A 22,178-nucleotide genomic window follows, 5' to 3' on the forward strand; every position below is an offset into this window, starting at 1 on the left:
TGTTGTATTTCTATTTACATCAACCCCTTACGAGTATGCTTCGGCTGGAAACATGCCCTTTAGGTGTTTCAGTCTCAATGGTTAGAACGCCTGACTCAGGGCCACTTGGTGTTTCCTCTTCTTCCTCTTCGTCCCTCAGAACATTCACACGATAGTGCAGAGGACCATATTGAACCGTACTAGGTACAGAGAAGCTGGCCTGGCCTTCAATTGTACCGACGGTGGTACTAATTCTGACTTCCGTACCGTGTGGCAGTGGATTGTTGTTGATGTCTGATACCCAGATGGTTACTGGGACTGCTGCATGGTTGACAAGGTCTACGTGGTCTTCAGCCGAACCGGTAATTTGATCGTCAAAAACGGTAGCGCCGTCTGGCTTACCGCCGAAGGGAACAATCCATATGTAAGCGGTTGAACCTGATTTGATAAGGGTGATGGTTTCTCTGACTTGAATAAGGTTTTTGACGCACAGTCCAAGTTGCTCTGCTTCATCAGAGCATAACAAGCCGTTATAAATGCCATTGGCTAGGTTAAACTCGCCATCAGGCTGATTAGGATACCCTCCTTGCGGGCCGCCAAAATCAATGAATTCTTCCTGTTGACCACCCTCTCTTTCCAGGCATAGTTTTGTGGCGTCATCGTAGCAGTAGGGACCGGTTGGGTTTACGCTGCTATCTAAGCTGAACACTCCATCTTCATTGTCATCAAGAAAAGCTTCTGTCAGGTCATGATAGTGTTGCTCTTCTTCGCCCTGGTCATAAGAGCCATTACTGTTTTGGTCAACCCAGTCATAAACGCCGTTGGCGTTTTCATCGACAAAGGATTCTTCGCCAATTGCTGTGACAAGTACCGAGATGCGAGCTGCGTATGGTTCGCCAAAACCACCGTGAAACGCCTTTTCGAAGGCGGTTGCTGGTCGCGCTGAAACAGGGCACGGTAGCATTTGACCTGCCGGAAAAATCAGGATGTCTTCGCCAGCACTGTTTCGGCCTATGCAGTCTCTATCCCCAAGTTGAATGCCCTCTGGCGTGGGGTCTGAACTAATCCACTTGGCCTGACATTGACCATCAACAGTACCCGCTTCACAGGCGGCTGTGATTGCGCCCCCTTCGGTGCGAAATACAGGGGCCGTACCATCGGGAACAGGGTTGTTGAAGTGATCAGCCAATGAAATGACGATATCGACTTCGTGGTTAGCATAGTCGAGCGATTCTGAATTGTACTCCGTTGCAGATAAGGTAACACTGTTCTGGTCTGCCACACCTGTGCCGACGGTCATTACATCAGACAGTGCAAAGACGCCTTCGCTTGTGATCTCTGCACGGACACGAAGAGATACGGGGATGGTGCCAGAATGCACTTCTGTTTGCACAAAGCCATTGGCGTCACTGAAGCCCTCAAGTTCTGAGAGTTCAAGTCCACCTAGGTTAGTGGTTAGAGAGAATTGGACTAAAGTGCCGGGGATGCCGTTACCGGATTGGTCTACGACTTTAAACTTGATTTGGCCAACCTCGGAGCGACCGGCGCCGCCCGTGCCCTTGAGTACAATTTGTGAAGGTGTGGCAGAGACAAATTGCAGGTCTGACAACTCAGGTTCCGCCAACGGTAGCGTAAGTTGCGCCATCGGCACCTGATCACTGGTCAACGTGGCATAAACGGTATCACTACCGCTACACCCTTGATTCGAGTACGTCACCACGGCTTTTCCAGAAGCATCAGTCCATACTGTAGGTGTCAGGCTGGCAAGAGCGTCAGTCATTGACGCGCATCTGGACCAAAAATAGACTTGCTTTGGTTGTGTGTGTGCTTGATTGTTCTCGTCAAATACGTGCACGGTTAAGGTAGTGGAACCGCTTGCTGACAGCAGGGCGTCAGGGTCTCCGGCACGCTCAATGTTGCCAGATATATACTGCCCATCGACCAGTGAGCCCAAAAACAATGACACTTGCCTAATTGAGATGTTGATTGTCTCTTCTACATCTTCAACCGTGACGCTAACTTGTCCTGCACCTTCCATGTTCTGATACAGCATAGCTATCATGGCGTGGCCGTTTGCGTCCGTTGTGACAGCACCATTGCCAGCGGGTGAGAGCAGGGTGGATGCCACTTCCGCAAGTTGATTAGCCGCGGGGTTGTGAGCCTTATCCTTCACGGTAATACTCAGATACGCGTTGTCACTTGAAGTGAGTGCGTTGTCAGTTACTGCCACACAATCAGTAATGCTAGGTGAGTCAACTGGACACGTAACGATAACTGCGGTGATTGTATACTCTGGCTCGTCTTCTTCCCCTGGTTTTGGTGATGAGCCAGAGCAAGATACCAATGCAATGACGAATGCCATCGCGACGAAGATTGAGCGGAGAACTGCCAAATTGATAGATCTAAATGCGAGGTCCATTTTTAAAATTCCGTTACTTCAAATACGGCGACTTTGCGGTCTTGTTGCGATTCAATGGGGTTGGTTGAGTTGCTTGTAGGGGCCAACTCACCGATACCAACATGCTTTAGCCTGTGTTGCTCAATACCTTGGTCAACTAAATAATTAGCAACGGTTTTTGCACGTTTTTCTGAGAGTGTTTGGTTAGATTCCAATGAGCCCGAGACACTGGTATGACCGACAAGTAAAAATTTGCTTTCTTTATTTTTTTTGATGTGGTGAGTGAGTTCTTTCAGTAGCTTCTTCTGAGGGAATCCAAGTGATGACTTACCTTCTTCAAAGTAGATATTTGATATCTGTGGTGATGTGCCAACACTTTCAGACTGACTGATGACCTTTACACTGAGCAGGCGGGGATACTGCCCGACATCATTAAAGTAAGCTGCAGTGATCTCGCTATGCACAGCTCCTTGTTTGAGCGTCAGTATGTAGTGTTGAGATTCGGTCTTGCCTAACTCGTTGGCATTTAAAAAGAGCTCCCATGCTTCAACGGCACCGCATGCTTCACCATGGCATTCAAATAGGATCATGTCCTTTTGTTGCTGAACGTAATCAATGTATGTCGAAGAGAGACTGAGTGCAGATTGTTGTTTTCCAAAGTCGAACACCTGCCACTGTGCCACGCCAACTTCTGTTCTTAGCTCGGCAGGGCGAATGCCTTCGCTGTTGTTGTCCTTATCAAATACCTCTTCTAGTTTGCCTGCGATTAAATCGACCTTTGTGTGGATCTCAGTCCTCTCATCAAATAGTACAGCGGAGTTAGATAAATCGAAGTTCAACTCAGGCGCTGCGTGTACAGTGTGAGAAGTGCTAAGTATTAAACTAACGATAATGGGCTTTAGATACTTCATTGAAAATTCCCTATTCGTTACGGAAGGTCGTTACCAAGGACCGGGGTTTGCATTCTAAAAATTGAGTTTGCAGATAAAACGATGTAGCTCTTGCCTGTCACTGCTGACATGGCGAGGTTGCATTGACCAAACATAGGGTCAATGTCGACGGCGCCAATAGTCATGAGTCCGGCAAGTGTTGCTACGATGATGTCATCGACAATGGGTACAAGTAGTTCATGACACAGGCGAACTTCTGCTTTAAGTAGATTCGCGTCCTGCATGTTGAGTTGATAACTTTCATCACCAGATCCTATTGATCGTTGAGCGGTGGAGCGCCAAGTGAGGTTGTCGTTCGGTATGATCCACTCGTTCCTATTAAGATCGGGAACAAAAGTTTCTTGTTTAAAGGCTTCAAAGACTTCTTTTGTCGGGCTAATAATGGACACCCTTGCCCCGCCGGTTCTGACCAGCAACTCAGCCTCGGCCCAAGCCATTCCTACGCTTGTCACTCCGGCATCGCCATCGACATAAAGAGGGATTAAGGACTTTGCAAGCTGGCTGTTCATCGATGCCATTGATGCATAGTTGAGAGCGCCAGCTCTGACGGTTTCAAATGCGGCACGGCTTAGTGTACTTTTGGCGCGATAGGCCAGGGCAATCTCAAATATTGAGAAAATGAGCAAAGCGGCCAACGGCAGAACAATGAGCGTTTCTACCATGGACTGACCCGCGATTTTTCTCTTAGAGGCATGTCTTCCGAGCATTTGTGCAGGCCCTATTTGATGATTTCTAGCAAGCGAGACTGCAAGATTTCGAGGCGCTTTCTATCGTTGTCCGTTATTGGAATGATAGAAAGACCATCGTCCGATACAGCAATGGCTTGCTTAACCCGAGTGAGTGATAGGTTGTACCAAGCTCGGGAATTTTCTGGGTCAGCTTTGATTGCCTGCTCATAAGACCTTACCCCTGCGTCCATATGACCGGTGCGAACATAAATGTTGCCTAATCTGTACCAGGCGTAGCTGTACTTTGGATACTGCTGCGTGATCTTTAGATACTCGGTTTCCGCTTCTGCCAAACGACCTTGCTTGTAGTAACCGTCGGCCTTTTCAAGCGTTTCGTAGATCTGCTTATCAAGTGGTTTTTCTTCCACCACCCGTTGCGTATGTGACACGCAGCCACCCATTAAAAACAGGCAAATAATCGCGGTGACAGCGCGACTAAAGATTTTTAAAGCTGAGTTCATCGCCGACCTCTACACCGAGTTTGTTTAACAGACCTGCACTACATTCGATGACTTTATGTGCGCGCCTGTCGGATGTTGCTTTTCTCTTGCCAATTTCAGGCACTATCTTCGTCACAATATTGTCCTTATTGAGAAACGCGACATCGATTGGAAATCGCATTCCCAACGTATGAACCGCGTTACAAGGTGTAAGGCAGAGCGCCTCTTGCTCGGTAAGGCCGTCTTTAAACAACAGACCTTTTAAGCGGGCCAAAAAGTTGTTGGCAACGGTAACGTCATTGAATAGCACCCGGGTACCTTTCAGTAGCTGACTTTGCATACGTTAAACCTCGTAAAGAAACTTCATGACGATTGGGAAGCCGATGATGATAAAGGTCACCGGAAAGATGAATGCGACCAATGGAAAGACCAGTTTAACGGGGGCTTCCAATGCCTTTTTCTCGGCGCGTTGAAAGCGCTCGACCCGACGTTGCTCAGCTTGAATTGCTAGCGTGTCGCCAATACTGGCGCCTGACTTCTCTGCCTGAACCAAGGCGGAGACAAAACTGCTCACCTCCTTGACACCGAGCCGGTCATCCATTGCCCTTAAAGCATCCAATTTTGGTTTCCCGGCCTTAATCTCCCTCAAGACTCTAGAAAACTCATATTGCAGTGGACCGATGGGCCCTTTTTTTACTGCTTGTGCTAAGCCTGCAGTCAGGTTGAGGCCTGCCTCTACGGTCAGGACCAAGAAATCGAGGTAAGTAGGCAAGTGCTTGATAATGTTACCTTCGCGCTTCTTGCGGTAATCACCTAACGAAATTCGAGGAAATACAGCACCAAAAAGGGCTGCAAGGGAGACAGGTAAAAAACCAGCATTGCCCAGCACAGACATTACTATCCAGCAGCCGGCACTAAAGCAGACCGCTGAAATTACTTGTATTCCAAAAAGTTGTTCCGGTGTAAACAGGTAATCTAAGCCTGAACGCTGCAGCATCTTCGCTTGGCGTTCCAGCTCGTCAACCGGCAGTCGCTCACCAAAGTAGGTCGCAATAAGATTGACTAAAGGCCATATTGGGCGCAGCAAAAACGGCAAGGGATCCAGATATTCACGATCCTCGCGGGGCATGATTTTGCGTACATTGTATGCCCCAAATATGATGAGCACGGTGGCGACCATAAATAGCGCGCTCAGCGCAATAATTGAGAAATTCATACTAAACGTCGATATTCACTATTTTTTGAATGAAAAAGTAACCAATGCCGAGCAAGATAGTGCTGATGATAATCACCACCCATCCACTCAACTCAGTGGTGATCCGACCCATGGCTTCAGGTTCGATATGGCTTAGTGCTAACCCCACAAATACCGGCAGTCCGGTCATCACCCAGCCTTGCATTCGCCCTTGCGCGGTGAGGGCGTCAATTTTGCCTTCCATCTCCAACTTTCGGCGCACCGTAGAGGAAAGCTTTGCCAAAATATCAGCCAGATTCCCCCCTACTTCTTTGTTGATTAGCACTGCCGAGACCAGCAGGTTGACCTCATCAAGCGGTAGGCGTTTTTCCAAGTTGCGAAAGGCTTCGTCATATTCAACACCCATACGGATCTCTCTAATAACGAGGCCAAACTCCTGAGATATTGGTGGAAGTTGCTCTCTGACCATCTGCTCTAATGCGGACTTAAAGCTGGCGCCAACACGCATTGAGGTCGCAATGGTCTGTAATCCGTCAGGCAGTTGCGCTAGAAACAGCTTCGTTCGCCTTTCTTTGAGCTTTTTGTATACGATGCGAGGTGCAAATCCCGCCCCGACGCCTGCCAGCGCGCTAAATACAGGATTTTCAGAAATGATGAGCGTGACTAACCAGACCACAAACATCGAAACTAAATTTATCTGAAGCAATCGTTTGGGCGAGACGAAAAGATACATGTCTGCAAGCGTTGTATTCGCATGTCGCTCAATTTGAGACTGGTAAACTTCCGCGAATGATTGCCCAATTCTGGAAAAAAACATCACCAGGAAAAAAACCGACGCGGCAGCGAGCAAACTAAGCACTAACATCATTAGGCATTTGCTCCAGAGAACATATTTAGGTTGATGTCGATACCGCGCTTAGCTAGGTCTTCACAAAAATCAGGGATTAGGCCAGTAGCCTCAAAGTAGCCTTGAACTTTGCCATTAGCGTCATATCCACTCTGCGAAAATTTGAAAATTTCGGATAGCATGAGCCGCCCGTTTTCGATGCCGTTTACTTCGGCGACATATGTGATCTTTCTTGAACCACAAGGGAACCGTGTTTGTTGCACGATAATGTCAACAGCAGAGGATATCTGTTCTCGGATAGCCAGTACCGGCAGATCCATTCCCGCCATCATAACCATGACTTCAAGGCGAGAGATGCAGTCTCGAGGCGAGTTAGCGTGCAGTGTCGTCAGCGAACCGTCGTGGCCAGTGTTCATTGCCTGCAACATGTCCAAGGCTTCACCCGAACGACACTCTCCAACGACGATTCTGTCTGGCCGCATACGCAGACAGTTTTTAACTAAATGACGAATAGAAACTGCACCTGCACCTTCTTGATTTGGCGGGCGAGCCTCCAATGAAACGAGATTGGGCTGGTAAAGTTTGAGCTCGGCGGCATCTTCTACTGTCACAATTCGCTCGCCATCCGGAATGTAATTGGACAGCACATTCAGAAGAGTCGTTTTACCAGAGCCTGTCCCCCCCGAAATAACGACATTCTTTTTTTGCAATACAGCAAACTGTAGAAATTCCGCCATTTCTTCGTTAAGGCTGCCAAAACGCACGAGATCAGAGGTGTCCAGTCGTTGTTTCATGAACTTACGAATGGTGATGCTAGGGCCTTTTAGTGCTAAGGGTGGGATCACCGCATTCACACGTGAGCCATCCTTAAGGCGTGCGTCAACCATTGGGCTTGATTCGTCGATTCGTCTACCCAGGGGAGAGACAATGCGCTCAATTGCTGAAATTACAGCGTTATCGTCGGTAAATGTGACTTCTGACTTTATAAGGCGGCCATTCTTTTCATAGAAGATTTCATCAGCTGCATTCACCATGACTTCACTGATGTCATCATCTTCGAGGAGCTCTTCAAGTGCACCCAACCCAACGGCTTCATTAAGCACTTGGTTCATCAACTTGTCTTTGTTGATATGTGTCGGTATTGACTCCAAACTCGAGATCACTTCAGTGATCCAGTTAATGGAGTTTTTCCGGAGCTCCGTATCTGACATTTCGTCAACATCAATACGGCGTAAGTCGAGCAGTTTAATGAGGCTTTGATGCACAATGGCACGCCATTGGCAGTACTCTTTTTCTTTAGAGTTACTGTTATCCTCGCTTGTTATCGTTTCTGTTGAGGCGCTGTGTGGCTGCTCTATTGATGTGGCATGTTCACTTGGCGCTTCAGTTGTTACTTCTTCTTGTGTTGGGTTATTGGGTTTTGTTTGCTGCGTGGACTGGGACTCCGCTTGGCCGCCGTTATTACTGGCTACCTGGATCAAGTAACCACCAATTTCTATCATGTCGGTTTGTGATAGCGGACCAAAATGTTCGCCAGCCTCGCCACTCACTGTGATGGGAGATTTCTTGTTTAATGCGCGAACATAGACATCTTTATCTTGCAGGTAGATGCAGGCATGTTGGCGACTGATTCCCCATCCTCGTAAGATAATCAGGTTGTCAGGATCTTTTCCCAGGTAACACTCATTGTTTACGCAGGGGAAATCACCAACTTTGCTACCTTTTTTGGTTGCAACCGTTACTGTAAACATCAGTCAAACAACCCCATCTCAAATTCTGCGTCATAAATAGGGCGAATGTCGCCATTAAAGCTCTCAATCAGCTGATCTCTGAATTCGGTCTCTAAGCTAGTGCCGTTGGGATCCATCACTGCGGGTGTCACAAGAATGACCATCTCACTTTTCTTATTGATAAAGTTTTCTGAGCGGAAGAGAGCTCCTAGCAGAGGTAGGTCGCCGAGGTAGGGTATTTTGTCGTAAACGAGAGAATCTTCGGCTTGCACAAGACCTGAAAGTACAATGGTTTGGCCTGAATCAACATTAACAACGGTTGATATCTCTCGGTTAAATAAACCGGGGACATCTTCAACTTCGGTTGAGTTATCGAGCGAACTTACTTCGGCATGCAGGTCTGTGAGAATTTTGCCTTGTTCATTTACTACGGGTTCGATGTTGAGCATGATGCCGTACTTTCGAAATTCCACTGTGACCTGGCCGAATTGATCTCGGACTGGATAGGGGAACTCGCCGCCGGCGTGAAATTCAGCTTTCTCACCGCTGCGGGTGTTTAGCATTGGGCGTGCGAGGGACCGAGCCTGACCTGTTTGGGCCATTAAGTTGATTTGAGATGTAATGGAAGAGGCCATGCCTAATGACCCATAAAGAGATCCATCAGAGATTGCGATGTTTTCCACCAACTCTTCAGCGCCAGGGCTTACTACTTTGAAGAAATCGTTAGTGATTGATGCGCCTGCTACGCCGGCTGATGGCCCCGCTATCTGACTTACCCACTCAATGCCTAACTCTTCAAGCGCGTTACGTTGCAGCTCTAAAATTTCTACTCGAATCGAGATCATTTTTTTCATCTCGACTTGTTCAAGCTCTACAAAAGAGATTGCATTCGGGTATCGGCGAAGAATTTCTTCAATTTTAAAAGCGTCAGCCGCTTTGATGGCTCCTCGAAGTACGGATTTACCACGTTGGTTAGCGAGTTCGACACCTTCAATACCCTCTATAAGCTCTTGAATTTCCTCGAAATCACTGAGTCTTAACATGTTTACCACATTGGGAAGGCCCTTTACGATGGCATCAATTTTCTCTAGGTCGTCTTTCGTGACTCGCCCTATGAGCATAATTTTGTCTGTTTCACGATGAACGGTTACGCCATTAAAACTTTTTAGAATTTTGCGCACATCCAGCGTGAGGCGGTCCATATCCAATGCGGTAACGGTGACGTCGTATTCGCTGCGCCTGTTTCCCTTAGTCCAAACATAGATTTCAGTTTTACCGGGCATTTTAGGGATAATCATCAGTTCGCCTTCAGCGAGGACTGATGTACTTAAAACCTGGTCGTTACCTACAGCAATCCGTTCAACATCTTGAACCTTGAGCGTGAAAACTTGGCCGACATATAGCTGAACGTTGAATTCACCGATCTTTGGATACTGTGATACCTGAGCCTGAGCAAAAAGAGTAAAACAGGCAATGACAAGTACACATAATTTGAATACTGCTTTCATTCATTACTTCCATGCACAAAAAAGGTTACTTGCTTTCAGCAAGGCTTGCTTCTTCTGGTTCTTCTGTTGTGGCTACCGGAGCTTGCCAACGTTTGAGTTTTTTACTTGGGTCTGTGGTTGAAATTACGGGGACAAACGCGGTGATTAGCCCACCGTTCTCTGAAAGCGAGCCAGCAAAATACTGGATGCTCCCTGAAGAGACGTTGGAGGTTGCACCGTATGCGATTTCCTCAAAATCAAGCTCTTCTGTGTCTACCTGGTTGCGGAGCATCACAACCAAATCACCGTTTTCTTGTGCAAGGAGAACTTGTCCTGCGAGTTCCGCTTCTAGAACGACGGTGATGGTGTTGTAACCATAGAAATCACTGGGTGCGATGGTCTTACCTTGTGCGCTGGTGGAAGCACTTCGTCGAGCGCCAGTGGCGATGACATTCACATTCTCGGCGAGTATATCGAGCTTTTCGACGGTGTTGTTTTCCCCTCCTTTTACCATCAAAACCAGATCGACGTGGTCGCCCACTTCGATCATTTCTTCGTTAGATTCGAGGCTATCAACTTCTAAGGTAAGAGGGCGGTCGCCTTTCGCTATGAGGTCCGAAAAACGTCCCGCCTTTTCGCCGCCAGCATAAATCTTTAACAGCGGTTTACCCCTTGACATATCAACGAGCATTTCTTTGCCTGCATACTGAGTGAACTCCAGTGGGCTGACGTAGCTGTCAGGTAAGTACTTCGCCGGCACCTTGGCGACAGCCATGTTACTGGCACCGATGAAATCACCTGCATTGATCTTTTTGCTCGAAACAACCACTTCCACTGTGGCAGCCTCTTTTTTGCGGATATTCGATAGCAGCTCTTCTTTTTCGCTTTGCAGGTAAGACTGCGAACTAAAATACGCTATCACGGCGAGAATGATCCCGGCGGCCAGTAGGCCCCAGGATTTTAGGTTGTCATTGATTTTGATTGCCATTATTTACTACTACTTCTGATACTGAATGACTAACGAAGCACGCCGATTGAAGTTGCTTCTTCGTACGCGGTTTGATTTTGTCGAATTGCGTCATTGAGACGTTCGATAATGTTTCGCCCATTCTGGGAGGGCATATAGTTATCGTCTAAAGGCGTCAGCAAAGTGACCAAAAGAGCTGCAAAAACAAGCATGTATTCGATCATGGCTATGCCGCGCTGGCTTTTCATTTCAACCCACTCCCTTTGTTGACTTGTACCATGACAATGTCTGTTACATCGCTGCCTTTGGGCCTGCTAAAAATCAGTTGAACTTCGTTACCATTTCTAGAAAAAAGCAGGATGCCTTTTGAGCGCGAGTCTTTCATGCGGTAGCTGATGTTCTGCCAGCCCCTGTTCATGTAATGCTTGAGATAAAACTCTTTAGCCATAGCAATGGACTGCTTGGTTCTAATGGTGGCGGTTCGGGAGGAGCCAACCATCTCTGCGGCTGTGAAGTCCTGAATAACGACGGAGCGAGCCGGTACTGGGAGGCCTTTACCGGGAGAGAAATCACTTTCATCTTCAAAAATGCCCATATAGGAGATTGAAAGTGTGCCGATCGTAATGCCTTGAACTTTATTAAGTTGCACAGCAAACATCATCTGTTCACTAGGATCGTAGTGGCTGATGAGTGGTGCGCCATTTAGCTCCTGCTCAATAAAACCTTCGACATCACCTGTGTTGTTTGTCCACTCTTGGCGGTAAAAACTCATGACTTCGGCCATGGTTTTATCTGTTCTGAGTTCGAGAATATGGAGAGGCAGTCCATTATTCCTTATTTCCTGGGCGATGATGGTTACCTGCGCATTATCAGGAACTGGGAACGTTGGCCAGTCGGTGGCCTGCGCCTGTAGGCCCAAGGTGGCAGTCAGAAAAGTAATAACGAGGAGAAAAAATCGCATTCAACTAGTCCTTTAATACGCGATTAGGATTGGGATCTTGATTGGGCACGGCGTCGTGCTCGACTATGCCTAGCTCTATGTCGTCAAGATAGCTTAGCCACGGAACATAGCTGAGCCCCGTCGTTACCACATTGTTTAGAAGGGGTTCAAACATATCTAACGGCACCAACGCAGAGACGGTTCGGTCTTGGTGTGAGGGGCCTCCTGCATTCCAGCCGTCTGTTAACATGGAATGATTTGAAGAGATTTCAAAAGGTGCTGCCAGCCCGTTATTGCTCCAATCAAATGCGCTGAGCCAAGACAAGTCTTTCATCTTGATGCTAGCCTGACTGCTGACAAAGCCGTTAACGTTGACATCGAAATCAGTGAAGCGGGATAGATTGCCAACGGTCAGATCGATGGCGGTTGAGTAAGGCCCATTGATACGTCCACTTGAGGCTGAAACGTTGACATAGAGTGGCTCATCCCCATCGGCATCGATAAGTAACTCTCGTTGTTCTGTTTCGGGGTTGTAAGCGTAAAGTATCGGGTCCAGGGATAGCGAGTCGTCAAACGCGCCCTGGTTAGAATCGATTCTCTGATCACCTTCCGCTAGGATTCTCGCGGTAATTTCGTGACCGATTTGATTATCTGACTTGGTAATTCGTTGCGGCACACCGTCAGCATAATCTGCGAGCCAAACAGAACGTTCCCACGAAGCATATCGTGCGGCTTCTTGGGATTTATGTTGGGTTTCCATATACTTGCCCATCACCGGTAGCATAAGAAAAGCGGGTACCAAAATCAGTGAGGCGACAATGGTGAACTCTGCAAGGGCTTGACCTTGCTGCTGCGATTTTATTGGTGAGGAGATCATGGTATGGGTCTCCAATCTGGGTCTAGTCCCGTAGCATCGTCGACAGTGTCACCAGCTTGGGAATTACTGTAGGAAGAAAGGCGTGGTTGCCAATAAGGGTTATACAGACTTCCATACTCAAATTTGCCGTCACGTCGTTGCCAGCCTGATATATCTGACGCGCGCAGGAAATGGGCTTCCGCTTTGGATAACGTCATGACTCGAGCCAGGTTCAGGCCGGAACCTTGAGCTGATTCCAGCGTATTTCGGCTAGTGCTGTCTGCGACATCATCAATGTTGTTACTGGTGTTAATCTTGTCATGACCTTTCTCAAGGTAGATGCGAACCGGTACCGCTTTCGATGTCTGTTCGTTGGTAGCTAAGCCATGGAAGTCTTTCAGCCCGGTATAACCGAATCGGCCATTGGCCCCCAATCCGCCTTTTCGGTGTCCGATACCATCAAAACGGCCTCGGTAATTGTGGCGAGAGCCATTAAATTTATCGGTCGTTCCTTCCCAATACCTTGTTTTTCTGTCTCGCTTATCGACTTTTTCTGCCGCATCATCATTTTTATGGGCCCCTCCCCAATATTGCTCAAGGTCAGGTCCCTGACATTGGGAGGCATAAGGCGCATAGTTACACCACCAAGGCGGGGTGTAGTCGTTAGATACAGGTACGCTCCAGTCAAAGCCATCTGGGTGGTAAGTAGCTTGCCTTCCCCAGCCGAGTTCAGTCTCGCTCCACTTTCTTCTGGGGCCACGCCAGGAGAATTTCCATTTTTGAACCCACATACTTAATGTGTCTTTGGCTGACCATGAGTAGTAGGGCGCATCTTTGCCTTCGGCACGTCCCATTTCTGTGCCACCATATTGGCGGAATTCTAATTTTATCAGCGGGAAGGGTAGCCAGTTGATTCTCCAGAATCGGTTGTTTCTGGTGGTTGAGAATTGGTCTCGACTGGCCAGTGTCACTTGGCGAAATTCGTCCATTCGCTCTTTGTGTCTTTCATTATCGACGCCATCGTCGTCATCACAATTTTGATTGTAATAAAGACAGGTTGGCCCAGTGCTGCCATCTGAGCCCCCATAGGCTTGTTCTGCGCGTTCAACCTCGTACTTTTGAACAAAGTTGAGCCATACGCGTATATCGTCTGCGGTTAAAAGCCCGCCAGCAAGACCGGCTGAGGCCTCACTGTCATTTTGATCGATGACCTCAAAAACATCGAAAAACATGCCGCCTGTGGTTGCCGCATGCATTAAGGTTTGTGCGTAGGACAAAGCAAAAACTGCGCCCTCTTGAAGCGGTATTAATCCGTCACCAGCCCGCTGCAGGCCTAAATTTAGATAGCCAAAAACTCGTTCTGCGACGGTGAAAAAGGCGTCAATTGCGGGACCGATGTATGGGATATAGCGTAGCCAGTCAGCAATGCCCTCAAATGTCCAAAAGATTTGCTGATTGTTTTGTAGGTAAGATGACAGCGACACTAACTGGGCGACTGTCACGTGATTAGCGATCATGGCACGGTTTGTATACGCGTGGAAATTTAACTCGCGTGCTTGAATCACTGCGGCCGAATAGGCAGCTGCATCAGCGGTGTTTTGCAGTCTTGTGCGTTCATTATTGACTCGCCCTGAGTCATACACCATCAAAGATGCAAGAGACAAAGCTATCAGAAACAGCGCACTAATTACGATCACATTACCGCGCTGTTTAGATATAAGACGTCCGTTTCCTATCAACTATGCCTCCAAACTCAAATCCATGAATCAGTAACTTATCGACTACTGTGCTGCACCGTCGTCATAGTTACTCAGGTTGTACTCTTGATCAGCCAACGCTTGAGCTGCGTCTGCATCGTCTTGTGCTTTCTGAATGACAGCATCACTGTTTTGACCAGATAGTTCGGTTGTAACAGCGGCTACCTGATTACGGAGGGTTTCTCCAAACAAGCCGTAAGTACCGATAGCGGCAATGGCGATCAATGCCGTGATAATGATGTATTCAGTCATACCCTGACCTAGTTGACGACGCATATGCTTGATGTTGCGGATGGCCATGCCAATCTCCTTTTTAAACGCAATTATTTAAATTGGCATCATAAATGTTATCGATACCATTGTGCGCCCATTGCTTAGGGAAGGAGCGAGCGATTAACCTTGTTAAATGAAGTATTAAACAAAGGAATTGCCCTATATCCCCTCCTTGGGTGCAAGCGCATTATCTGAATTAGTAAAATTTGGTCAATCAAGGTTTAACCTTTTATTGACAATGGTCATTAAAAGTTAAAATAGATAATTGGTATGTTAAATACATGTATTTACGAGAAAATATGTATATTTTGGGTGATATCAGAACTGGATTTAGCTGCTGCGTCTCCTCTGCCCAGAGTATAGATTGGCTATGTTTAGTTTGATGTTACGTTTAATGTTATGCGTTTATATTCAGGTAAAATCGGAGCGCACTACAACAATAAAGAAGCGGGAGCCTGCCATATTCAGAAGGTTAAACAGTGATGATTCATGTATCATTTTTGGTTAATTAATGTTCGATTATGATATCCTTATTTAGCGAAGCTTTTACGCTAAGCGTTTAACCGAAACGTTAATTCATAGCTGAAAGTTGTCATTGAAACTGTTGGGCGTGCTCATTCGCTAATGGTTTCGATTGCGTTTTTATTTAGACCGATGCCCCACGAGGTTTTTATTAACCAGTTCTGAATTGAAGGGAGGGAATCAGCCTTTTGGGTTCGACTTTTAAGTCTTTATTCGTGACCAGAGATAGCCTGCCAAGTGGCAGAACATCTCAAGATTTTACAGAGCTTTTGCGCTGCCTATCTTTGGACTTGAACAGGTATACGTAACAGGGCATTGGCTTCATATTTGGGTATCTGTACGGTACCAATAGATCTGGGTTTAGTGTTCGCCGAGTGATGCAGGGCGTTGGTTAGTACCCTTTGCTTATCGACCTGATAACACGCCTTACCACGTAAGCGGCCTAACCAGTACCAGCACAAGATGTGATCTCCCTGCACAAGGTATTACGATAACCCGCATTAGTGATAATCAATGGTGTAAGTTGTAAACCTTAAACTCAAAAGTGGACTCATAGAGTGTGACAGAGCGGCTTTTCACTGACACGGAAGCGTGCAGAGTCGCTATTGCGCAGGTACTTACTTACATCCGTACTATCGACCTATACAACGGACATGGGATTGGCTCCACATAAACCTTTCGCCCACCAACGGTAAATCACTAATGGTTCGGTAATCAGCTAAATGCTACCCAACAACCCGTCGATGCGTTTGATGTTGCGCTAGGGGAGACACACCCTTGTATATGACGCCCTAACTCGGTGAATGAAAAGCTGTCGCCATCAAGTTACTAAGGCGTCAATTTTTGAATTTGTGGACATTGCTAAGCGAGCATTTCCTGTCGGGTCTGAATTCGGTGCATCCCGCTGCCGCAGTGCAGGGTTTGAGATGGTGTGCTATTGGCGAAACTAATTAGATCAAACCACGGGGTGCGCGTCTACTTTTGTGAATTTCCTAGGGATTATGGGGGGATTCGCTAGGCTGTTGTAATGAAGCTGCCTGGGATGGTATTCAGGCTCAGGTTTCACGGTGGGAACGCAGCCAAGCAGAAGAGATGCGATAGCAGCGACTAAGGTTAAAGAGATTGTCTTGTTCTGTCTTCGCTCGGGGCGGAAGTCGCATTCATAGCCGTTGCTGTATATAGATAAAAGCTTAGTGCTTTGTTCCTCTGATGATACTTGATGAGTCATTGGTCAATTCCTTTGTCCAAGTCATCTAAATTCGTATTGTTATCTGTCTCGGCCTGTGATGCTACAAGTAGGGTAGCCAAGGGTATGGCAGATCATCTCAATGTTTTTGGCGATCCAATCTGGATTAATTGCTCCCCAATCCTGCACTTCGTAATGCCCGTTCTTATTTGCGCCAACAAACGTAATCTGTATATCCAGTTCTTCCAGAGCACTTAACGTGTCTTGCGCTGTACGCCTCGGCATACCCGTCACTTTAACAATGGCCGGTATGGTGGCGATCCCTTTAGAAATCAGGTGGGCTAGTAGCAGACGGCGAAAAAAGCTGGTTTGGGTTTTACTTGGCATACTGGTTCAACGATCCAATTGAATGACCGGGGCAGTATGCCCTATTGCCATGTACAAATAGGGGGATGGCGAATCAATTTGCCAGTCAGCTCACGAATTCTTGGGCGAATAGCCGTCCAAGTGATTGGAACTTCAATCCTTATCTATATGATTTGCTACGCTTTAAAAGCCTGTCACCAAGACAATGGGGTTGAGATGAAGAGTTGCTGGGCAATGGTGTTGGTTTGGCTTCTGGGCATCAATGTGTTTGCTGCGCATGCGTCCGGGCCGGGCGTTGATGTGTTGCGAATGGTGCCAAAGCAGTCAGAAACCGACGTTTCCCATGCTTTTTTGATGGACGCCGTCACAGCCGCGATGGAAAACACGGTTGATGACTTCGGTCCTTACCAGATCGAGATGATGCCGATCCCCCTCAACCAAGGCTTGATTCTGCACCTGCTGGAGTTTCCCGGCGTACTCGACTTGGTGGCGTCGGCTCCGACCGAAGAACGTGAAACGACTTTTCGAGCGATTCGTGTGCCGCTGATGATGGGCTTACTCGGGTATCGCATGATGCTGGTGCACCCTGATCGTATTGATGAGTTTAATAGTTTCACCAAACCCGAGCAGTTGAAGTCGCTGGTGGCATGTCAGGGCGCTCAGTGGCCGGATGCCGACCTGTTGGAAAATCAAGGCTACCGTGTATATAGAGTGGAAGGGTATGAAGAGATGTTTCACTTTGTTCGTGACGGCACCTGTGATTACTTCCCTCGGGCAATTACTGAAGGATATGGTGAGCTGGAAGCCTTCAATCAAAAACATCCTGATGCGCCATTAGCTAAATTTGATCGCATTTTGCTGCACTATTTTGTTCCGCTGTATTTCTTTACCGGCCAGCATAATTACGAGTTGGCTGCCCGTATCGAGCTGGGATTGCAGCGAGCGATTGACAGTGGTGAGCTAAAAAAACTGCTGGAACAGAACCCTGTCACTCAGTCGGCCTTTCCGCTAAGCAAGTGGAAGGAGTCCATCGTGTTTAAGGTGGCTAACCCTGATTTGTCTAAATCCACCCCTATCTATCAGGCGCACTATTGGCTGCAGATCCCTGCGACCGTATATCAACCATGATCAGGCAGATTGTATTTACGATCGCCGGATTGCTTCTGGTTGTTGGTAAAGGGCTCGCTGACGAGCGGGCTCCAACCCAAAAAGATCCCCTATTTGATGAGCCAAGCCTCGCCGAAGAGTTGGCCGATAAATCCACCTTGGTTGGAGGCTGGTCCTTTATCCACCGAAACAGAACGCGTCGTGATGAGTCGGGCAATTCCAATCGTTTCTTTGATGACCTCGACCATAGCACCGCACAAGCGGATGTGAAGTTTAAGTCGGGTTGGCTCTGGCAGCAGTGGGGCCTGAATTTCAGCGCATTTTCTGCGTTGGATCTTTATATCGATGACGACTTACCACGCAATATTGAAAATGAGTTCTCGTTTGCCGGTGACCGCTGGAGTGAAGAGAACAGTGACGCGGCAGAAAACGGTGTGAGTGTGTCCCGCCTGGTGCTCAAGTACCGCAATCAGCCGAAGTGGTTTCGGGTCAAGGCAGGCTACGCCCCGATGCATGTGCCCGGAATTATCGGTGTGAATTGGTCATTTCAGCCGGGCACCTATCGCGGCGTTCAGGCCAAGTTTATCCCTAAAGACTGGACCATCACCTACGCCTGGGCTGACCAATATAAAGCGCCCTGGTATCTGAAGACTCAGAACTTTTCACGAGTTAACGCATGGGATGAGGCCCCTGTCAGTGGTGGCAACCGAATCGATTACATCCACGCTCTGGGCGCGATCTATCACCCTAAACATCATACTTGGTCGGTGGCTTTCAGTGCCGGGCAATCTGAAGACTATGTGGATGCCTATTTCTTTAAAGTGGCTAATCGCTGGGATTGGCTGGATGGTGTCACTGCCAGCTATCAGTTCTATGGTGCCGATTCCAAGGATGACCCAGATTATCCACTTTACGATGGGTTAGCCTGGCAGCAGGCGCTAACGCTTTCAGTTACCGACCAGAACTGGCTTTATCGTTTGGAGTTTATGGCAACCAAGGCGGAGGGATTAGGTACTTATTTACCTCGCCTTACCCGGGGCTATGCTAACTCCCAGGGCGCATTAGAGCTGTGGTGGGATAGTCGCTCAGATTGGAATAATGATGGTGAAAAAGCGCTGTTTGCAGGCGTCTGGTATCAATTTCCTGCTGAGTGGGGGTTGCAAGGCTGGCAGATCGGGGCCTCCGGTGCTTATGGTTGGGATGCGGTACGCTGGGTTAATCACCAAGAGGATTCTGATGCAGCTAAAGGGGAGGAAAGCGCCTGGAACATAGATCTTGGTTACACGGTGTCAGAAGGTCCTTGGCGGGGGGCATCTATCAAACTGCACTACACCCACTATCGCAATCATCAGGATGATTTGGGCAGTTTCTACTACGCCAACATGTTTACCTCAGAAAGAGATCTCAAGCTGTTATTGTCGGTGCCTTTTGAGGTATTTTAGTTGTTTATCAATATAGGGTGGCTAACCCATCCGGAGTTCTCGCAATCCAGCCCTGCGACGAAGGCGTCTGGCCAAACTGTCCACCAGCACGTTTAGCAACGCACTGATCACTATCAGCAGCGCTGCACGGTCAAAGCGAATATCTTCAAATGCCGAATCGATGTAAAAGCCAAGGGTGGTGATCCCCAAAATGCCAAGGATGGCACTCTCGCGCATGATCACTTCCCAACGATAGAGCAGAAATGTCATTAACTGCGGGTAGATGCGGGGCAGGATCTCGTAGCTGTATCGGTCAATGCCTTTGGGTGCGTCCTGGCGCAGCTTCACATGGTCTGTGATACGGCTGCCCAGGTAGCTGATGAGGCCGCTGTTGTGCAGTGCCAGGGCCAGTATCGCTGGCAACATGGAGGGGCCAAAAAGCAGCAGGAAAACGAATGCCAGTATCATTTCGGGCGTTGACCGCAGCGCCAGTAAGATGCCGTGCCCCAAGGTTTGTGAAATGGGATTGCCGAACTGACGACTACCCAGCCAGGCTAGTGCCACGGTGAGCAAACAGGTCGCAGCCAAGCTGAGTTGGGTGAGTACAAGAGTTTGTCCTACTGCGGGCATGGCTACCGACACTAGCTGATTGGCATACCAGTTCAACGCGCCTATCCAGTCTCCTAGGAGTAAGGCCTTGGGCCAGATATCCTGGGTGAAAAATTGCCAGAAATAGCTACCGTATACAGGGGGTGTTTCTGGCAGTGCCCATAGACAGACCACCAAGTAAACGGGAACTAGCGCTGGTTTTAGCCAGAACCTGAGCGTAGCAATCAGGGCAAAAAACAGCAGCAGTATGGTCGCCGCCTGATCATAGACGCCCTGGGCAAATGCGGTATCTAAGTGAAATCCCAGAGTGGGTAAACCAATGAAGCCTAGAATCGCACTGCTGCGAAGGGCGCATTCAAAGCGATAGCGGGTGTAGGCAACCAGCGCTGACCACGCGGCCGGGATAGTGCTGTAACACCAACGACTGATCTTATCGGTGCCTGACGGCAACGGCGTTTGGTTATCAATGCCCTCCAGTATCTCCGCATAAACCTTAGCGAAGGTGCAGGCGTAGGGTAGGGTGATCGCCAGCAGGCCGGTTATCGCAGAAAGCCCGAACACCTGCATAAAAATCAACGCCCAGAACAATTCATGTATTGCGCGAATAAAGGCGCACAACCCGCGTATGACACGAAAATGAAAAAGCAATGCCAGCGGCATACCCAGGAGGGCGGCTATGCCGACACCTATCAGCGCAAAGGCGACGGTGATCAGGCTGGCGTGGGTCAGGGTGTCAATCTCACTGAGGCTGGGTGATACAAGTCCTTGCATCATGCGCCCTAATTCTGCGCCTGGCTCAACCTGATAAAGGTTAAGGTCTGCCCAAGGCAGTAAAACCAGCGCAGCCATAAGAATTAACAGGGTGAGTCTGGCCATGGGGTGAAGCTGTGCGGCCTTATGCCACATAAAGTTGGTCCAGTTGCTCGGCTGTGAGCGACGAACTTGGTAGATCGAATACGACTTTCCCGTGTTGCAGGCCTACGATGCGATCAAAACAGGTCAGGGCCAGTTGGCGATTGTGCAGAGCAATCACCGAGCTGGCGTGCTGGTGTTGAATCAACTCTATCAGCAGTTTTGCCTGCAGCGGATCGACCGCAGACACAGGCTCGTCACCGAGAAAAATACCTGCCTGTTGATACAGGGCGCGGGCAATAGCAGTGCGCTGTTGTTGGCCACCAGAGAGCGTATCGACGGGGGAGTTAATCTTCTCATCCAGCCCGAGCGTGTCGCAGAGTTGCTGCACCGCTGCTTTGTGTCTGCGCCAGGGGCGAACAAGGTTACACAGGTTATAAAGTGGGTTGTGCCGGTTCAGCTGACCCATGTAGACGTTTTGGTAAACCGACAGATTGCCCACCAAGCCATAGCTTTGTGGACACAGTGCGATATGCTCCGGTGCTTGCTGATAAAGCAGTTTGAGCAGAGAGCTTTTTCCTGCCCCCGAGCGCCCCACTAATGCCACATGCTCTCCGGGGGGGATAGAAAGAGTGACAGGGGCAAGCACCTGCTCGCCCTCATAGCTGAGCGATTCGCCACTCAGCGTCAGTGATGGCTGTGCCATTAATCGAGCAGGCCGATCGCTTTGCCGGTCTCTTCAATCGGGCCGTAGTCCGCGTTACTTGCAGGTACGAATGACTTGCGAGGAAAACTGGCAAGCAGATCAGGATCCGTCATGTTCAATAGTGCTGCCTTCACCTTCTCTTTAAAGCCTTCGCCATAACGAGTATCGACATCGCCGCGAATACTCCATTGGTAATCTGGGTAAGTTGGCGTCTCCCAGATCACGCGGACTTTATTGGCGTCCACTTTGCCTGAGGCGAGTTCACTCTCCCAAACTTTAAAGTTCACCGCACCGACTTGATAAGCGCCAGATTGCACTTGAGCGATGGTACGACTGTGGTCGCCTGAATAACCTACCCGTGCAAATAGCTCCTCAGGCGATTTCTCGCTCAATAGACGTAAATAGAATTCCGGCATCAGTCGACCTGAAGTTGAGCCTTTGGATCCAAAGGTAAAAGTGTTGCCGACGATGTTTACGGGAAATTTTTCATCCTTTGACAACTCTGCACTGTGGTGCGCGATAAAGAAGGTTTTGAAGAACTGATCTTCGTAACCTTGTGCCAGAGCCTCGGAACCAGGAACCAGGGCCCGGGCGCGCACACCAGACAGGCCGCCAAACCAAGCCAGTTGTACCTGATCATTGCGGAAAGCGGTGACAGCGGCGGCATAGCTTTTCACCGGAATGTATTTCACCTCGACGCCTAATTCTTTGCTCAAGTAGGCAGCGACTTTATTGAAGCGCTGCTGTAGGCGTGTTTCGTCTTCGTCGGGGATGGCGGTGAAGGTAAATACCTGTGCCTGAACGGCGAGGGTACAAAGTAGTGCCGACAGGGCAACCAGCATGTTGCGAAACAAACTCATCA

The 22,178-nt window shown here is 48.5% G+C and carries 21 protein-coding genes; 2 read left to right on the forward strand and 19 right to left on the reverse strand.

Annotation, left to right across the window (positions count from 1 at the left end; translation table 11 throughout):
• Positions 1-19: 19 nt before the first annotated feature.
• The 16 genes from ABEA14_RS13200 to ABEA14_RS13280 all read right to left on the reverse strand — a co-directional run bounded on the left by ABEA14_RS13200 (position 20) and on the right by ABEA14_RS13280 (position 16,642).
• Positions 20-2,398 carry a hypothetical protein gene (locus ABEA14_RS13200; RefSeq protein WP_345340492.1) on the reverse strand — a complete coding sequence of 793 codons (2,379 nt, stop codon included), beginning with the start codon at positions 2,396-2,398 and terminating at the stop codon, positions 20-22.
• A 2-nt stretch (positions 2,399-2,400) separates the two neighbouring features.
• Positions 2,401-3,288, reverse strand: coding sequence for an OmpA family protein (locus ABEA14_RS13205; RefSeq protein ID WP_345340493.1), 888 nt, complete (start codon positions 3,286-3,288; stop codon positions 2,401-2,403).
• Positions 3,289-3,305: 17 nt separating this feature from the next.
• On the reverse strand, positions 3,306-3,989 hold the full coding sequence (locus ABEA14_RS13210; RefSeq protein WP_345340494.1) for a TadE/TadG family type IV pilus assembly protein: 684 nt from the start codon (positions 3,987-3,989) through the stop codon (positions 3,306-3,308).
• Positions 3,990-4,045: 56 nt separating this feature from the next.
• Positions 4,046-4,516 (reverse strand): tetratricopeptide repeat protein, encoded by a 471-nt coding sequence (locus ABEA14_RS13215; RefSeq protein ID WP_345340495.1) that lies wholly within the window; start codon positions 4,514-4,516, stop codon positions 4,046-4,048.
• Entirely contained in the window at positions 4,491-4,835 is a 345-nt protein-coding gene (locus ABEA14_RS13220; RefSeq protein ID WP_345340497.1) for a DUF192 domain-containing protein, read from the reverse strand. The genes ABEA14_RS13215 and ABEA14_RS13220 overlap by 26 nt, the downstream gene beginning before the upstream one ends.
• A 3-nt stretch (positions 4,836-4,838) precedes the next feature.
• Positions 4,839-5,711: a type II secretion system F family protein gene (locus ABEA14_RS13225; protein WP_345340498.1), complete on the reverse strand. Its 873-nt coding sequence runs from the start codon at positions 5,709-5,711 to the stop codon at positions 4,839-4,841.
• A 1-nt stretch (position 5,712) separates the two neighbouring features.
• Positions 5,713-6,558, reverse strand: a complete 846-nt coding sequence (locus tag ABEA14_RS13230) for a type II secretion system F family protein (protein WP_345340499.1) — start codon at positions 6,556-6,558, stop codon at positions 5,713-5,715.
• Complete coding sequence (locus ABEA14_RS13235; RefSeq protein ID WP_345340500.1) at positions 6,558-8,288, reverse strand: TadA family conjugal transfer-associated ATPase; 1,731 nt, start codon at positions 8,286-8,288, stop codon at positions 6,558-6,560. The genes ABEA14_RS13230 and ABEA14_RS13235 overlap by 1 nt, the downstream gene beginning before the upstream one ends.
• Complete coding sequence (locus tag ABEA14_RS13240) at positions 8,288-9,775, reverse strand: type II and III secretion system protein family protein (protein ID WP_345340501.1); 1,488 nt, start codon at positions 9,773-9,775, stop codon at positions 8,288-8,290. The genes ABEA14_RS13235 and ABEA14_RS13240 overlap by 1 nt, the downstream gene beginning before the upstream one ends.
• Before the next feature lie 25 nt (positions 9,776-9,800).
• Entirely contained in the window at positions 9,801-10,742 is a 942-nt protein-coding gene (gene cpaB / locus ABEA14_RS13245; RefSeq protein ID WP_345340502.1) for a Flp pilus assembly protein CpaB, read from the reverse strand.
• A gap of 29 nt (positions 10,743-10,771) precedes the next feature.
• Complete coding sequence (locus ABEA14_RS13250; RefSeq protein WP_345340503.1) at positions 10,772-10,969, reverse strand: hypothetical protein; 198 nt, start codon at positions 10,967-10,969, stop codon at positions 10,772-10,774.
• Positions 10,966-11,682 (reverse strand): hypothetical protein, encoded by a 717-nt coding sequence (locus ABEA14_RS13255; protein WP_345340504.1) that lies wholly within the window; start codon positions 11,680-11,682, stop codon positions 10,966-10,968. The genes ABEA14_RS13250 and ABEA14_RS13255 overlap by 4 nt, the downstream gene beginning before the upstream one ends.
• A gap of 4 nt (positions 11,683-11,686) precedes the next feature.
• Positions 11,687-12,538: a hypothetical protein gene (locus tag ABEA14_RS13260; RefSeq protein WP_345340505.1), complete on the reverse strand. Its 852-nt coding sequence runs from the start codon at positions 12,536-12,538 to the stop codon at positions 11,687-11,689.
• Positions 12,535-14,214: a pilus assembly protein TadG-related protein gene (locus ABEA14_RS13265; protein WP_345340506.1), complete on the reverse strand. Its 1,680-nt coding sequence runs from the start codon at positions 14,212-14,214 to the stop codon at positions 12,535-12,537. The genes ABEA14_RS13260 and ABEA14_RS13265 overlap by 4 nt, the downstream gene beginning before the upstream one ends.
• Positions 14,215-14,298: 84 nt before the next feature.
• Positions 14,299-14,574 (reverse strand): pilus assembly protein, encoded by a 276-nt coding sequence (locus tag ABEA14_RS13270; protein ID WP_345340507.1) that lies wholly within the window; start codon positions 14,572-14,574, stop codon positions 14,299-14,301.
• 1,762 nt (positions 14,575-16,336) lie between these two features.
• Positions 16,337-16,642, reverse strand: a complete 306-nt coding sequence (locus tag ABEA14_RS13280) for a helix-turn-helix domain-containing protein (RefSeq protein WP_345340508.1) — start codon at positions 16,640-16,642, stop codon at positions 16,337-16,339.
• Between the two features lie 195 nt (positions 16,643-16,837).
• Between ABEA14_RS13280 and ABEA14_RS13285 the strand changes: the two genes are divergently transcribed.
• Together ABEA14_RS13285 and ABEA14_RS13290 are read left to right on the forward strand one after the other, a co-directional pair.
• A complete protein-coding gene (locus tag ABEA14_RS13285; RefSeq protein ID WP_345340509.1) occupies positions 16,838-17,749 on the forward strand; it encodes a hypothetical protein in 912 nt (303 codons plus the stop codon).
• Positions 17,746-19,170 (forward strand): OprD family outer membrane porin, encoded by a 1,425-nt coding sequence (locus tag ABEA14_RS13290; RefSeq protein WP_345340510.1) that lies wholly within the window; start codon positions 17,746-17,748, stop codon positions 19,168-19,170. The genes ABEA14_RS13285 and ABEA14_RS13290 overlap by 4 nt, the downstream gene beginning before the upstream one ends.
• Positions 19,171-19,191: 21 nt before the next feature.
• Here ABEA14_RS13290 and ABEA14_RS13295 read toward each other — a convergent pair whose 3' ends face one another.
• Genes ABEA14_RS13295 through ABEA14_RS13305 form a run of 3 tightly spaced genes read right to left on the reverse strand, consistent with a single transcriptional unit; the run spans position 19,192 to position 22,176 of the window.
• On the reverse strand, positions 19,192-20,664 hold the full coding sequence (locus ABEA14_RS13295; protein ID WP_345340511.1) for a PhnE/PtxC family ABC transporter permease: 1,473 nt from the start codon (positions 20,662-20,664) through the stop codon (positions 19,192-19,194).
• Positions 20,654-21,316: a phosphonate ABC transporter ATP-binding protein gene (locus ABEA14_RS13300; protein ID WP_345340512.1), complete on the reverse strand. Its 663-nt coding sequence runs from the start codon at positions 21,314-21,316 to the stop codon at positions 20,654-20,656. Before ABEA14_RS13300 ends, ABEA14_RS13295 begins: the two co-directional genes overlap by 11 nt.
• Positions 21,316-22,176 carry a putative selenate ABC transporter substrate-binding protein gene (locus ABEA14_RS13305; protein WP_345340513.1) on the reverse strand — a complete coding sequence of 287 codons (861 nt, stop codon included), beginning with the start codon at positions 22,174-22,176 and terminating at the stop codon, positions 21,316-21,318. Before ABEA14_RS13305 ends, ABEA14_RS13300 begins: the two co-directional genes overlap by 1 nt.
• Positions 22,177-22,178 lie beyond the last annotated feature (2 nt).

It is taken from the genome of Corallincola platygyrae, from assembly GCF_039544265.1.
In the GTDB taxonomy this organism is placed as follows: Bacteria; Pseudomonadota; Gammaproteobacteria; order Enterobacterales; family Neiellaceae; genus Corallincola; species Corallincola platygyrae.

What these genes read in the sequence shown, in the direction of transcription:
- ABEA14_RS13200 (WP_345340492.1), bottom strand. Translation starts at nt 2,398, where the DNA reads ATGGACCTCGCATTTAGATCTATCAATTTGGCAGTTCTCCGCTCAATC.
- ABEA14_RS13205 (WP_345340493.1), bottom strand. Translation starts at nt 3,288, where the DNA reads ATGAAGTATCTAAAGCCCATTATCGTTAGTTTAATACTTAGCACTTCT.
- ABEA14_RS13210 (WP_345340494.1), bottom strand. Translation starts at nt 3,989, where the DNA reads ATGGTAGAAACGCTCATTGTTCTGCCGTTGGCCGCTTTGCTCATTTTC.
- ABEA14_RS13215 (WP_345340495.1), bottom strand. Translation starts at nt 4,516, where the DNA reads ATGAACTCAGCTTTAAAAATCTTTAGTCGCGCTGTCACCGCGATTATT.
- ABEA14_RS13220 (WP_345340497.1), bottom strand. Translation starts at nt 4,835, where the DNA reads ATGCAAAGTCAGCTACTGAAAGGTACCCGGGTGCTATTCAATGACGTT.
- ABEA14_RS13225 (WP_345340498.1), bottom strand. Translation starts at nt 5,711, where the DNA reads ATGAATTTCTCAATTATTGCGCTGAGCGCGCTATTTATGGTCGCCACC.
- ABEA14_RS13230 (WP_345340499.1), bottom strand. Translation starts at nt 6,558, where the DNA reads ATGATGTTAGTGCTTAGTTTGCTCGCTGCCGCGTCGGTTTTTTTCCTG.
- ABEA14_RS13235 (WP_345340500.1), bottom strand. Translation starts at nt 8,288, where the DNA reads ATGTTTACAGTAACGGTTGCAACCAAAAAAGGTAGCAAAGTTGGTGAT.
- ABEA14_RS13240 (WP_345340501.1), bottom strand. Translation starts at nt 9,775, where the DNA reads ATGAAAGCAGTATTCAAATTATGTGTACTTGTCATTGCCTGTTTTACT.
- cpaB (WP_345340502.1), bottom strand. Translation starts at nt 10,742, where the DNA reads ATGGCAATCAAAATCAATGACAACCTAAAATCCTGGGGCCTACTGGCC.
- ABEA14_RS13250 (WP_345340503.1), bottom strand. Translation starts at nt 10,969, where the DNA reads ATGAAAAGCCAGCGCGGCATAGCCATGATCGAATACATGCTTGTTTTT.
- ABEA14_RS13255 (WP_345340504.1), bottom strand. Translation starts at nt 11,682, where the DNA reads ATGCGATTTTTTCTCCTCGTTATTACTTTTCTGACTGCCACCTTGGGC.
- ABEA14_RS13260 (WP_345340505.1), bottom strand. Translation starts at nt 12,538, where the DNA reads ATGATCTCCTCACCAATAAAATCGCAGCAGCAAGGTCAAGCCCTTGCA.
- ABEA14_RS13270 (WP_345340507.1), bottom strand. Translation starts at nt 14,574, where the DNA reads ATGGCCATCCGCAACATCAAGCATATGCGTCGTCAACTAGGTCAGGGT.
- ABEA14_RS13280 (WP_345340508.1), bottom strand. Translation starts at nt 16,642, where the DNA reads ATGCCAAGTAAAACCCAAACCAGCTTTTTTCGCCGTCTGCTACTAGCC.
- ABEA14_RS13285 (WP_345340509.1), top strand. Translation starts at nt 16,838, where the DNA reads ATGAAGAGTTGCTGGGCAATGGTGTTGGTTTGGCTTCTGGGCATCAAT.
- ABEA14_RS13290 (WP_345340510.1), top strand. Translation starts at nt 17,746, where the DNA reads ATGATCAGGCAGATTGTATTTACGATCGCCGGATTGCTTCTGGTTGTT.
- ABEA14_RS13295 (WP_345340511.1), bottom strand. Translation starts at nt 20,664, where the DNA reads ATGTGGCATAAGGCCGCACAGCTTCACCCCATGGCCAGACTCACCCTG.
- ABEA14_RS13300 (WP_345340512.1), bottom strand. Translation starts at nt 21,316, where the DNA reads ATGGCACAGCCATCACTGACGCTGAGTGGCGAATCGCTCAGCTATGAG.
- ABEA14_RS13305 (WP_345340513.1), bottom strand. Translation starts at nt 22,176, where the DNA reads ATGAGTTTGTTTCGCAACATGCTGGTTGCCCTGTCGGCACTACTTTGT.